The following is a 12,929-nucleotide window of genomic DNA, read 5'->3' on the forward strand; positions in this document are numbered from 1 at the left end:
GGCTGAGGCTAGAGACCCAACTATTCAACCGCTGTAGTCCGAGATAGCATGCCTCCTATGACGACGACGAACGATGCCGACATCGAGATCAAGATTCTGGATGTCGACCAAGCGACGGCATCTAATATGGCTACAGAGCTCGGCGAACATCTCCGTAGTAATGAGTCAGCGATCCGCACCGTTCGACTGCGAGACGATGCGACCCATCAAGATTCCGGCGCTATTTTGGGCGTCATCCTGGGTTCGGCGGCGGCTCACGCCGTGATCGAAGGCATCTTCTCCTGGTTACAGTTGCGGCGACGAGCCAAGGTGCGATTGAAACGCGTTTTGCCGGATGGAGAATCATTCGAATTTGAGTTCGAAGGCAATCTCAGCACCCGAGAACGGCGAGAGATCCTTGATAGGATCGGCCACGACACCGAATGACAACCCAAATAGTCGCCATCGCGCTCGGTGCGAGTTCCTGGCCGAACCTTCCTGCATTTGAGTCATCATCGGCTTTCTCCGATTCGGCGGATGCGCTTCGGGCGTACCTGAGATCAAAGGACGGGCTGCACCTAGCCGACGCCAATATATTATGGCTTTTCGGCAGTGACGATTCCGTACTCGATCAATATCAGAGTATTCGCCGGTTCATCCAAGTCAACTTGAAGTCAATTCCGGGCGCGAGCCATCGAGAGCTCCTTGTGATCATATATTACATCGGTCACGGTGGGTTGTTTGGTACTTCGAATTTCGAAGATTACTGCCTGATAATTCGAAGTTCAATTGATGGCCTGGAAGCAGAGTCTAGCTTTCGGCCGAAGACCCTCGCCTCTGTCGTCTCCAATGTACTACCGACCGGGCCAAAGCTGTTCATTCTGGATTGTTGCTTTGCGGGTAAGGCCCTTTCGCAGCTGCAGAGTTCGACTCAACAGCAGCTCAACGAAGTTGCCCAAGACATTGTGAGTACTTCGTCCTCATTTCAAGGTGTGTCACTTCTTTGTGCGAGCGGGCCCCGTAACGTAACAAAACTACTTAACGACAGCTCCGGTACGGCATTCACCAGTACGCTACTCAGAATACTGCGCCGCGGCGACTCGCAAACTCATGGCCACCTATCGGCTCGGCGCATCTGCCAGCTCATACGAGAAGATCCAAATTCCGGATTGAAGCCGGAGGTGCACTCTCCCGTGCAGTCCAGCACGGAAGTAGCGGACCTCAAGATTTTTCCGAATCGAACGCAGCGACCTCGACTGACTGGGCATGTCGATCCCGATCGAGGGGCGGAGACCGTGCCGCTGGATCGCATCGCGAACCTCTTCGCTTCTGTCGAAAGATCCAGAGTTTATGTATTTCCGCGTATCGATCAACAGAAAATGAATAGGGTTCGAGAGATGTTCGGCGTCGACCCAGATGAGAGTATCGGATGTTTCGTGCAGTACTACACCCGCATAGCGTTCTACGGAATCGGCGGGATACTCATTACTACTTGGGGACTGCGACTTCGTCATGATGGAAAAGTCACATTCCTGCCTTACGTGGAACTCGTTCAAATGAAGGGAAAAGCAACGCAGTACAGCTTTTGGAGGCCGGTCAGTACCGGCATTATTCCAATTAGGCATACCTGGATCAGGATTGAGTTCTTCAAAGGCGATGACCAGATTTTGAACGTCAGCTATCCAAACAACATGTTCGGAAAGAGGGACGATATTCGGATTGCGCGGCTAATTGCTTCACTACCCGATCTTCTTTGATTTTCGGAGTGATGCTCCTGAGGTCCGTTCTTTTGACAAGACGACGATCGCACGCGTCCATGGTCGGGCGCACTACTCGGCAGAACAATGCTGCGCAGTGGACGCGTGCCCTCTTGCCGGGGATGAGTTGGGGTTGCGGGGCGACAACGGGGAGGGTTCGCGGACGCCGATGCCGTGGGATCGGCCGGGCTCGTGGGACGGGGCGACGTTCGGGGTGTATCGGGCGTTGGTGGTGTTGCGTCGGGAGGTGCCGGAGCTGCGGCACGGCGGCCTGCGTTGGGTGTACGCCGATGACGACGCCCTGGTCTATCTGCGGGAGTCGCCGTCCGGGTCGGTGTTGGCGTTGGCCCGGCGGGCGTCGGGTGCCCCGGTGCGGTTGTCCGGTCTGGTGGCCCCGCCGGACGCTGCTGCTCCGGCACTGGTCAACCTGTACGGCGGCGCACCACCGCTACGCCCGGCCGCCGACGGCACCCTGACCCTGCCCGCCGACGGCCCCACCTTCCAGTTGTGGCGCCTACCCCTGACGCACTGGTCTGCTCCGGCAGGACCATGAGTTCGTACCAACCACGTTCGAATGCTGTTGCCGGAAGCTGACTCACGGGCTACTACCGATTTGAGACGCATGGCGATATCGCGTTGACCGTGCGGGTTCAGATTCCGATAGGATTCCCGTCCGTGGGTGTTCGTCCGCTCGTCCCAGGTCCAGTCCGACGCTACTTCCGTGATCTTGCCTCCGGATGGTCCGTGCATCGCGAGATCGCGAACATGTGGCAGGACGAGGGGTTCGTTCCGTCTGGCGACCCGAATGATGAACAAGGTGTCCGCCGTGGGCTCTGGCGCGAGTACGAAGACAACGTCGATTGGACGGATCCTGTACAGATCGAGCGCGTCCTGCGTGTGTACGAGACGCTGTTGACTGCGCTGACGGATGAAGCGTTGGACGCGGCCCGAACTTTTCTAGAACGTTATGGGTTCAAGCTAGGTAATGACAGTCGATTGAAGCTGCCAACGCCTCTGCCACTGAGCCTCCCTCGTTCGCTGGTGGGGTTGCGTGATCCGGCAGCTATTCTAGATTCCTTCGAACGGATCGATCGTGCCCTGCCGCAGGACCCTGCACAGGCTATTGGTTCGGCGAAGGAACTGATCGAAGCCACAGCGAAGACGGTTCTCGTAGAGATCGGGATTACCTTTGACGAGAAGACAATCAAGTTTCCCGCCTTGGTTGACCTCGCCCAACGTGAACTGCGACTTCACCCGCAGCAAGCAGCCGGCCCTGACGGCAGCTCGTCGGTCAAGCGGGTGCTCGGTGGGCTGATGACGGTCGCGCTCGGTGTAAACGAACTACGCAACGAGGGCTGGGGCACCGGCCACGGGCGGGCGGACGCGAGGATGGGGCTGCACGCTAGGCATGCGCACCTAGCCGTGGGGGCGGCACGGACATGGTGCCAACTCCTGTTGGACACCCTTACCGATCCGAACGCACCTTGGAGGAGGCCGGCGACTGGGGACACTCCGTAGGAAGCTGTGCCCCACGGTTGTCGCATGTGCCGGGCGTATCCACCCGGGCGCTCGATGACGCAGCATCAGCCGACGCTATGATGCGACTCCTATGCGTGGCCTACTCGACAGAGACCTGCTCACCGGTACACAGGAGATCACGACAAGACTACGTCCGGAGCGCTCCGCACGTCCGGTGGACGCTGAACGGCCCGCTCAACTCCGCCAGGAGATCATCCGCCTGTGCCAAACGTGGGGCGGCGCTGGTCAACCGATACTGCCTGTCGCCGGCGGCGTCCTTCCCCCGAAGTATGCCCAATTACTCCAAGTTGAGCAAATCGACCTGGTGGGCGGACTGCACGAGGTGGACGTTCAGCTCCCGTACCGGGTCAGGCGGGGCACACCGTGGGATTTCCCGGTCCTTATGATCGCCAGGACCACCCCACTTGATCAATGGCGTCCTGTTCATGTGCCTGTGTTGGAAGTGGGTGACCCCTGGGAGCTGATCTATGCCGCCGTCCTCGGGATCCTGCCAGAGGAACCCGATTCAACGCTTATGGGTCCCCATGAGCCTGGCGGCATACGGTTTGAGCAGATAATGCCGGTCGAACGCCAGTCGGCTGTCGGCTCACTCCACGACCTACTGCGGCGGCTCGAAGAGTACCAACCAATGTCGCCACGGATGGTGAGCAATATCGGCCTGGCGGCAGGGCAGGTACCCGATATCAGCTATTTGGGAAGGGGGATGAGCCCGTTACCAGAGCTCAACATCCTGCGTCGCGCCGCTGGTCCGAATATCATCGTCATCGTAAGCCCTGACTCGATCGACGACCTCGCTTTGCTGTGGAACCTTCGTGCAGCGCATGGAGACCGTCATGTGTTGCCTATTGGCCTGCCCCTAACCGCAGCCACTGAGCAGGCGTTGCAGGAGTTGCGGAAGCCAGGAAGAGCCACCCCCTTCGGGTTCGGCGGCGGGCGGTGCTATGTGACAAGTGTGTCACTCGCGCCCGAACAGCTCGCTGACTTGGCGGTCAGCGCAGGTATGACGGCAGTCGCTTATGATAGCGTCTTGACCTTCGGGCCTCCGCCAGGTAGGTCACGCAACGGAGTAGCGCACTGGTCGCAGGGTCAGGCTCGACTCGTGGTGGTTTCCGATGCGGATCGCGATTTTCTACGGCCCGTTCAGAATTTCTGGCGCCAGCCAGAACTTGTCGTCGACGTCAGCGTACGTGGGCACCTACTTCCTGCCGATCCAACGATGCGCGGTGCCGAGTTCGGCGATCGGTTTCAGGCCGGATCCTCCCAGGTGAATGTGCCGCCGGTTCGGCGCCTCGAAGCGGTGACGGTTCGATGGCCGTCTACTTGGACGTCTCTCGCTGCGGTCGCACAAAGTCGAGGACTTCGTATCGAAACGTCTGAGCCGGGCGTAGCAGCGGAAACATTGATTCGGGTCATCGGAGGCGTGGAGGGCATCCGGTACCTTACACACCGTCCGTTGATCGAGCTACTCTACGAGCTTGCAGAACGTAGCGGTATGTCGTGGTGGAAAGAGCGCTGGACGCGCGCCCACAAAGAGCTACGAGCACTCGCTGTTCCCGAGGAAGAAATCGAGGCGGCGGCAGTTCACCTGGGTCGTGATGATCCAGTAATCGCCCCTTCGGGTGAAGGGCGGGCACTGCCATTCCACAGGTTTGCCAAGGTATTCGGGAGGAGACAAGCAGCCGTCAACTGGGTCGTGTGGGCGGAGCGGCACCACCTGCTTGTTCGCGGGGCAACGGTGGAATGCGTCGAGTGTCGAGCAAAATCATGGCTACCCATGGCATCGATCCCGCCACCCATTGCCTGCCCCGGTTGCGGTCGCATGATCACTCAGCCGTACAAGCCCGACGCGCTGAATTTCACCTACCGTATCGGTGAGGTCCTGCGGCGTGTCCTAGAAACGGATAGTTTGGGGCATCTGCTCGCCTTGCGATGGCTGGTTAGCCTCTTCGAAGGACATGCCCTCGTGGGAGCGCACCCGGGAGTCAACTTCTTCGACGCCGGAAACAACATCGGCGAGGCCGATGTCGTCCTGCTGTTCGCCGACGGGAGTCTTGTACCTGTCGAGGTCAAACGTCGCGCTGCAGGAGTGGACCAGAAGATGGCCGAGTCCTTGGATACATTGTCAGAGAAGCTCCAGGCGCCGTACGATATCGTCGCTGTCACGCAGCCGGCCCGTGACTGTCCCGAACTAGTACAGTTCGCACGAGCGCTTCCGGACCGGCCTCGCCTGCTACTCACCGATGACCAACTTCACGCAGAGCAAGTGATTCTTATGCACAATACTGATCCGTTCGCTTGGAGTCCCCAAGACGAGGAGGTGCAGATGACACGGCAGAATCGATTCGTTGACCTGCTGTCTCGTGACGAACTAGCCATGCCGATGGACCGTGTCGACGAAGAGCTATTGAATCGCGACCACTCATGATTTTTCTGGAATGATACAGTAATTCCGGCAAATCGTAAACAGCTTCGGAATAGGTAGGCATGGCGGCGGCGGCCCGCTTGGCCTGCGCAACAAAGAAGGGGCGCAGGCGCTCTCCGTCAGCGCACGGGATTCCCCGACACACGCCGCTCGTCACGTACCGGAATACCCGCGAATCCCGGGACTCAGCTGTGTGGCGGTTGAGTCTCCTGCAGGAGCGGTTGTAGCGTAAGGCCGCGTGTCAGTACTTTGCTCACAGCCTATCGGGAAGAAGTTGATGAATGGAAAGCATTGGCCGTATCGCTAGAATTCGTAGAATTGAACCCGAGTCCTCAAAAATCTGGGTCGATTTCATGGGCGGCCTATCTGGCTATTTCACTTCGTCGAACGAGGAAGGATGGTCTGTTGGAGACATTCTTTTGTGTCCAGATAATGGCCGGGTGCACCGGGTCGATGATGACCTATGGGGTGCATCCTCTGAAGTCGGTACAGTAAAGAAGGTCAACTCATCGGGTGCTGTCATCGACGTTAATGGCCAGCTTCGTCACTTTGGCGTGCATGAAGGCAAGCCATTCGTTGAGGGTCAAGTGATCAGGATCGACCAGGCCGGTAATCCGGCGGAGGTACTTTCCGAACATCCAATTGACCGACTTGGTCTAAATCGTGATGATTTTGACGTTGGCGATCTGATCGTTCCGGCAGGGGATAGTGAAATTACTCTCAGTGACTTCGGTGGTTCCCCGGAAATTGTTCGTCGCGCGCACGACCTCGTCCGCGTAGCGCTCGACCCCGACGATCCTCTAACGGTAATCGGAGCGAAACCTATCAAGGGGATCCTCTTTACCGGGCCGGCAGGGACTGGAAAGACCTTCCTTGCCAAGGCATTGGCAAATTCTACAGCTGCAACTTTCTACAATATCAGTGGTCCTGCCATTGTGGATCAGTTTGTTGGTCAAAGTGAGCGGAGACTTCGCGACATATTTGACCATGCCAGGGAGAACCGACCAGCCATCCTCTTTTTTGATGAAATTGACAGCCTGTATACGCAGAGGGGTGGGAGCAACCACGAGGCGACCAACCGGCTTGTGGGCCAGTTCCTGTCCCTCCTAGACGGATTTCTGAGCTTTCAACAAGTTATTGTCATTGCAACGACCAATCTCCCGGGTGCGCTTGATGAAGCTCTTCTGCGTCCCGGTCGTATTGCCCACAAATTGGAGTTCTCGATGCCTGACGATGCTAATAGAATATCGATCCTGGAGGCTTCATCGCGACGACTTGTTTTCTCCGAACGTCCAGATATGACGACCCTTGCCGGGTTAACGAAAGGCTGGACGGCGGCGGATCTCTCGGCAATCTGGACGGAGGCAGCGATCTTGGCTGTGCTCGATGGCCGGAGGTCACTCTGCCTTGAGGATGTACGTGAGGCGATTCCGCGAGTCCAGCGCGTTTCAGCCCGTCGCGCGGCAGGTGAAACCAAGTGATTTTTCGCAACCGAAACCGTGATCGCACTTGGCGCCGACAGCGTCGTGAGTTTGTCTACCTTGATGAGGTTAGCGTGACGAGCCTGGTTGCCGCACGCGACGGATCAATAGCCGAGTCGGTGAAGGACACTCTAAACAGGACTACTGAGGTAGAACGGAAGTCGACTCTTGGGATTTCCTTTGCCAGCGCTAAGCTCGGGACTGAGTCTCGGGTTCGTGGGACCGACAGCTCTTCAAAGGAGGTAGTCAGGCGATCGGTCATCCAAAGTACGTTTCGTGACTTGCGGACAGGTGGAATAGACGACATTCACCTGGCGAGGGAGCCCGTCGGTCGACGGCAGGTGCGTGAAGGCTCGATCGAGACGTTTGCGGAGCTTCTGAGGAATGAGAAAAGGCTTCGAAAGTGCTCTCAAATCCTTCCGGTGCGAGATATCAAGCGAGGTGATGTCCTTGAGTTCGAAATCGAGCTTGAGGCACACAAGACGTACCGCCTGGTAAGTGCGATTTCTTCTATTGTTGAGATTGTCAAGGGCCGTGAATCACTCTTCGGTCTGGGGGATGGCGACTACAACCAGGTGCTTCCAATTGTCGAGGTTATCGACAGACTTCTGTTTGGGCTCGTTCCGGTGCAGGGTGTCAGCACCAGATTCAACGTCGTGTATATCGATGGAGAGGAATGCATCGTTGATCGACGTGTGTTGAATTCCCAAGGTGAGGTTCAAAGAAACAGCCACCCTCTTGAGGTTGTGGGTGTTACCGACTTTCAATCGTACTCAAGGGATTTGAGGCGTGTCCTTTTCGGGGACCTTGCATACACGGCATATATGCGAGTGGAGCGATCTGCTCTTCTTGACACTTGGAACCCGATAAAATTGGCAGACGTTCTTGGTGGATTGTCTGGCGAACTCGTCCGTTTTATCGAAATGCTACCTGATGGTTTCGATGAGGAACTTTCGTCTCGCGAGGATCCCTCTGAAGGTCCGCAATCCTTGGATCTTGTGCGCCATTTTGTGCGATTTGGTGAAGGCGTCGCAGCACTTAAAGGTACTGAGATCGACAGAGTCGCGCTAGCGACGGTTGCTGTCGAGGCCTCGGGTAAATTCAAGATGGATGACATAGACTCGCGTAGGTCTGCATTCGATCTAGTGGTTAACGCCATAGATGAAAATTCTGACCGAGAGGATGTCCGACGTCTCCGAGAGACGACGATATCGGAAATCTCGGCGGGTTCCCTGGTCGAATCCGTTTATTCGGGGGGGCAACCAATCAGGCCGGTTCGCACGACCCGAAAGATGGAGGTTGAGTTTGTGGCAATTTACTGGTAAGGGCCATTGGTGTGGCCTGACCAGCTGTGCCCTATGCGCTGATTTCCCGATGCTATTGGAAGTCGGGTCCCGCTGGACGAATGTCCGGCCATCAGCTTAGGAACAAGACTTCGGCGTGCTTTGAGGCGATGTACTTGTGGCCCTCGCGGCGTAGCTTGACCAGGTCAACGGCCTGGATGACGGTGGTTACCGGGCGGAGATTCCGAAGGCTGGCCACTCGCTGGATGAGGGGTTGCGCGTCGGCGGCGGCGTTGTGGTAAGCGATGCTGACGTGGGGGACGAACCTGCTTGCCCGTCCGGGTAGGGCTGCTGAGCCGCGTACCTCGGCGATGGAATCTCGGATCAGGTCGCGGAGCCTGCTGACGGGTTCCGGGGGACCGACACTGAAGCGGACGGCCCCGGGCGATCCGGCGAGCGGCCCGATCTCGATCGGGATGGGGGGCAGGTCGGCGCAGCGTCTGCGTACGTCGTTGACTACTGCTGCGGCCACCTCGGGTGAGACTTCGTCGGTGAAGGCGAGTCGATGCATCGTGATGTGCAGGCTGGCCGTCGGGACCAGGTCGAGGTGGGGTAGGTCGCGCAGCTGCTCTTGACAGTGGGTCGCCATGGCGGTGAGGGCTGAGACGTGACCCAGCATCACAAGCCAGTGGTAGGAGCGCCGGCCCGGCGTCCACCCCGGTCGGTCCCAGTGGTTGACCATCCGTTGGACCTGTTGGAACTGCGCCCACTCCCGGTCGGCCCAGGGGCGTCCGTGGTCGTGGTCCGGTGCTTCGGACTGGGCAGTCATCGGTTTCCTCGGCCTTCGCCGAGCCACGTGTGCACCTCGTCGACGAACGACTCAGCGCAGGGATCGTCGAACTTCTCCCTAATCGTGGTGGCGAGGTCGCGGGTACGCTGACGTATCGACTCGATCTGGTTGCCTTGGCAGGCTCGCATCGCTTGGCGGGCGACGTCGGCGGCCTGCTCGACATCGGATCGGTCCCCGCCTACCAGCGCTGTCGCCAGGTCCAGCCGGACCAGGGCCTGGCTCCACACGGAAGGTGACGTGTCGACGATCGTGACGGCGCGGCCGGCCAGGTCGAGAACCTGCTCGGTGCGTCCCAGCGCCAGGTACGCCGTCGCTGCGTTCGACGCCACCCGCGCCTCGCTGTAGAGGCCGAACGAGACACACGAACTCATGCCAGGCTCAGGTGACAGGTCCGAGAGCACCGCGTACGCGGTGCCGATCGCCTGTTCTGCCTCCTGCGTCTGGCCGAGCTTCGCGTGCGCGCGTGCCTCGCCGTTGACGGCGAGGCGTACCGCCTGCGCTCCACGGCCGGCGAACCGGCGGCCGTCCACGGCGTAAGCGAGCGCCTTGCGGTACTGCCCGTCGTAGAACTCGGCGAAGCTCTGCGTGCCCCGTACCCATGCCTTGAGTTCCCGGTCGTCCGCGTAGTCGGCGAGCTGGAACGCCTCGATCCCGTAGGCCCGCGCGGAGCTGAACTGGCCGAGGTTGACCGACATGTAGCTGAGCAGCCCGGAGAGCTGCCCGGCGATGGCGAGCAACCGTGCGCTGTACCGGGGCTGTATCCGCAGCGGGATGAGGCTCTGCACCCAGCGTCGCTGGCGCACCACGTCGGCGGCCAGCGTGAGCGGTCCTTCCTCCTCGTAGCGTGCGACGACGTCCGAAACGTAGAGATCCAGAGTGTCCAGCAGAGCATGGCTGACGCTCGCGTCGTTGTTCTCGCGGATCCGGGCCAGGATGACCGAGGGCTGCTCGACCAGCCCGCCGGCAATACCTACGCTCCGGGTAGCGGGTACGACCCTCCTGTTGTCGGAGACGGCACTGCTCTCGGAACCGACAACAGCAGTATCCTGCCGCGCTACCGTGCGGGGGTTGCGGAATCCGAGTTCGTCGTCGGTGTCGGCGTTGAGGGCGATGCGGAGGGCGGTGCGGTAGTCCTCGGCGGGGTAGCGGATCTTGCCGTTTTCGAGTTTGCCCAGGTAGTTGGCGGTGAAGGCGCTGTGGGCGGCTTGTCCGGGATCGGGGTAGAGGATCTTGTTGACGGCGTCGGCGAGTTGCCGGCGGGTCAGGCCCAGGCGTTCGCGTGCTGCGGTGAGCGGATGGTTCTGCATGACACCCCCGAAGTGTGGCGCACGATCTGATGCGTGGTGGCGCGAACTGCCCGTGTCGGTAATCGATTTTGGACAGTATCCCACCCGATGAATGCCGCCTTCAACCATCTGCGTCTGGCAATTCCTTTCCCTGCCAGGGAATACGTCAGCGACGGATTGTCAAGAGGGGAGGCAGGGGATGGTTCCCGCAACGGGAAGCATCCCTTCCAGTAGTGCGGGCGCGCCGCCGGCCGCCGCCGGAAGCTGGCGTCCTTCCACTTCAAACACGGCGCAGGAGTGACCGCAGTTCATGACCGGGTCCCGCAGCCACCGTGCACCGCCGAGCGAGTGATGGCAGGAAGTTGCGACGCCCCCGGAACCCATGTCGAGGGGCCATGCCGCAGCGATCCAGCGGGCGCGATCTACCTGGAAGACGGCTTCCGGATGCCTCTGGGTCCACGGCCTGGACGTGGTTCCATCGTCGCGGCGGCGCCTCGGTGATTAGCTTCCAGCTACGGCCCGCGCGCTTGTCACCACGCCTATTAGGCTAGGGTACCTCTCTACCCGCGCCGGATAGTAGCCCTGGGTCAGGGAGGCAACTTTGAGTAGGTTTCACGTTAGTCAAATTGAGACACATGTTCGATCACTTTACGAGAAGGGTTACTGGAAACCCGATCTCAATGATGTGGCCAACATGTCCCGACTTCTGGCTGTACATGCCGTTCATATGGTTTTGGGGTCCGACGACGACAATAATCGCATAGTTGAGATTACTGACGGTACTGATGATCGCGGAATCGACGCCGTTGGGGTAGATCCGAACTTGAAGCTCATCGTTTTCGTCCAGTCGAAATGGCGACAGGACGGAACTGGATCGATGGCTCTCGGAGATGTCCTGAAATTCCTTCAAGGCGTACAAGTGCTCTTGGGAATGAAGGCTGAGGGTGAGCCGGTGCATGCGTCGGAGGATACAAGGACCGCACTCCGAAAATTGCTTATAAAGCCAGGTGCTCGAATTCGACTAGTTACTGCGTCGACTGCGATCGATCCTCTTGTGCCGGCTGTCGAAGACCCGATCGTCGAACTCCTGGGTAAGTTGAACGACCTCGAGGATACCGAGCCTTTGGCGACGCACCTGCACCTGTCGCAGGCAATGTTGTTTAATTCGATCTCAGACCAGACGCGCGCAGCAATTGACCTCGAACTACAGATGCTTGACTGGGGCCGAGCGTCGGAACCGCATAAGATCTACTACGGCCGAGTGAGTGCAGCAGAGATCGCCAATTGGTATCAAGCTCATGGATCGGACCTGTTTGCTGAGAACATTCGCGTCGTTATTCCTCGGTCGGATATCAACGAAGGTATATTGCAGACCATCAAGTCTGAGCCGCAACAATTCGCATACTACAATAATGGGATTACAATCCTTGCGGAGTCGATCGCAATTGGGCCTGGTGGTGCGCTCAATCGTGACGTCGGATACTTCAAGCTCACCAGAGCGAGTATTGTTAACGGCGCGCAGACGGTCTCAACGCTCGGAGCCGTCAAGGGAAGTGAGGCCGAACCGAACCTGGGTAATGCCTTTGTTCTTGTGAGGTGCATCGAAGTGCCCAAGAACGAGGAGGAGTTGGGTCGGCGTATAACGCGGTATGCGAATACTCAGAATGAGGTTTCGAGCCAGGACTTTGCCTTTCTTGACCGCGAGCAGCATAGATTAGTGCGTGAACTGCAGGTGTTGGGGTATGAGTACATCCTGCGTTCGGCCGAAGTGCCGAAGTCTAAGGATTTCGGAAAGGTGATCGAACTGCGTCAGGCGGCAGTAGCGCTGGCATGTGCTTCACCGAACCTTGCGCATTCGATAACCGCGAAGAGAGAAGTATCTCGACTCTTTTCTGATGCCTCCATATATAAAGCCTTGTTCAATGATCAGACTGATCCACTTAGACTGAGTAAAGCAGTCCGGATTGTGTCGGAGGTTGACGACATCCTGGATGAAATGGAGCGTGAGTCGGATGGGATTGAAGCGGGGGTTGCCCTTCATGGCAGACGACCTATCGCGCATGTAGTGATGCGCAAGTTGGGTGACAAATTCCTAAAAGAGCCGTCGAGCGATCTTGACCTGAGTCTCGCCAATTTACGGGTCGAGGTCAGGGGTTATGTGGCGGCGATCGTAGGGGTTTTCCCGGCGAATGCGTACCCGGGAAACGTCTTCAAGAATCAAAAGCGCGTAGCGTCTCTGATCTCACAAGCCAAGCTTCTGTAGGTATACCCAGCCGCTCCCGTTAAATAGCTGTAGGTAGTGAGCTCGTCGGCTCGGACATCCTGTCCGAGC

At 58.5% G+C, this 12,929-nt stretch carries 10 protein-coding genes; 8 read left to right on the plus strand and 2 right to left on the minus strand.

The annotated features are described in order from the left end of the window. The first annotated feature begins 57 nt into the window (after positions 1 to 57). From ACFHWU_RS16915 to ACFHWU_RS16945, 7 genes are all read left to right on the plus strand, one after another. Positions 58 to 426 (plus strand): effector-associated constant component EACC1, encoded by a 369-nt coding sequence (locus ACFHWU_RS16915; protein ID WP_416590997.1) that lies wholly within the window; start codon positions 58 to 60, stop codon positions 424 to 426. Further along, positions 423 to 1,736 carry a caspase family protein gene (locus ACFHWU_RS16920; RefSeq protein WP_416590998.1) on the plus strand — a complete coding sequence of 438 codons (1,314 nt, stop codon included), beginning with the start codon at positions 423 to 425 and terminating at the stop codon, positions 1,734 to 1,736. Before ACFHWU_RS16915 ends, ACFHWU_RS16920 begins: the two co-directional genes overlap by 4 nt. A 133-nt stretch (positions 1,737 to 1,869) precedes the next feature. Beyond that, on the plus strand, positions 1,870 to 2,289 hold the full coding sequence (locus tag ACFHWU_RS16925; protein WP_416590999.1) for a hypothetical protein: 420 nt from the start codon (positions 1,870 to 1,872) through the stop codon (positions 2,287 to 2,289). A 191-nt stretch (positions 2,290 to 2,480) separates the two neighbouring features. Next, a complete protein-coding gene (locus ACFHWU_RS16930) occupies positions 2,481 to 3,254 on the plus strand; it encodes an abortive infection family protein (RefSeq protein WP_416591000.1) in 774 nt (257 codons plus the stop codon). A 175-nt stretch (positions 3,255 to 3,429) separates the two neighbouring features. Beyond that, positions 3,430 to 5,700, plus strand: a complete 2,271-nt coding sequence (locus ACFHWU_RS16935; protein WP_416591001.1) for a hypothetical protein — start codon at positions 3,430 to 3,432, stop codon at positions 5,698 to 5,700. Positions 5,701 to 5,978: 278 nt separating this feature from the next. Continuing rightward, entirely contained in the window at positions 5,979 to 7,178 is a 1,200-nt protein-coding gene (locus ACFHWU_RS16940) for an ATP-binding protein (protein WP_416591002.1), read from the plus strand. A gap of 74 nt (positions 7,179 to 7,252) precedes the next feature. Then, the gene (locus tag ACFHWU_RS16945) at positions 7,253 to 8,503 is read left to right on the plus strand and encodes a hypothetical protein (protein WP_416591003.1); all 1,251 of its coding nucleotides are present in this window, start codon (positions 7,253 to 7,255) and stop codon (positions 8,501 to 8,503) included. Between the two features lie 91 nt (positions 8,504 to 8,594). Here ACFHWU_RS16945 and ACFHWU_RS16950 read toward each other — a convergent pair whose 3' ends face one another. Next, positions 8,595 to 9,203, minus strand: coding sequence for a 2'-5' RNA ligase family protein (locus ACFHWU_RS16950; RefSeq protein WP_416591004.1), 609 nt, complete (start codon positions 9,201 to 9,203; stop codon positions 8,595 to 8,597). A gap of 83 nt (positions 9,204 to 9,286) precedes the next feature. Beyond that, positions 9,287 to 10,618, minus strand: a complete 1,332-nt coding sequence (locus ACFHWU_RS16955) for a helix-turn-helix domain-containing protein (RefSeq protein ID WP_416591005.1) — start codon at positions 10,616 to 10,618, stop codon at positions 9,287 to 9,289. Between the two features lie 673 nt (positions 10,619 to 11,291). Here ACFHWU_RS16955 and ACFHWU_RS16960 point away from each other — a divergent pair. Then, positions 11,292 to 12,860, plus strand: coding sequence for an AIPR family protein (locus tag ACFHWU_RS16960; RefSeq protein ID WP_416591006.1), 1,569 nt, complete (start codon positions 11,292 to 11,294; stop codon positions 12,858 to 12,860). Positions 12,861 to 12,929 lie beyond the last annotated feature (69 nt).

Source organism: Micromonospora sp. LOL_015 (assembly GCF_048060275.1).
Taxonomy (GTDB): Bacteria; Actinomycetota; Actinomycetes; order Mycobacteriales; family Micromonosporaceae; genus Micromonospora_E.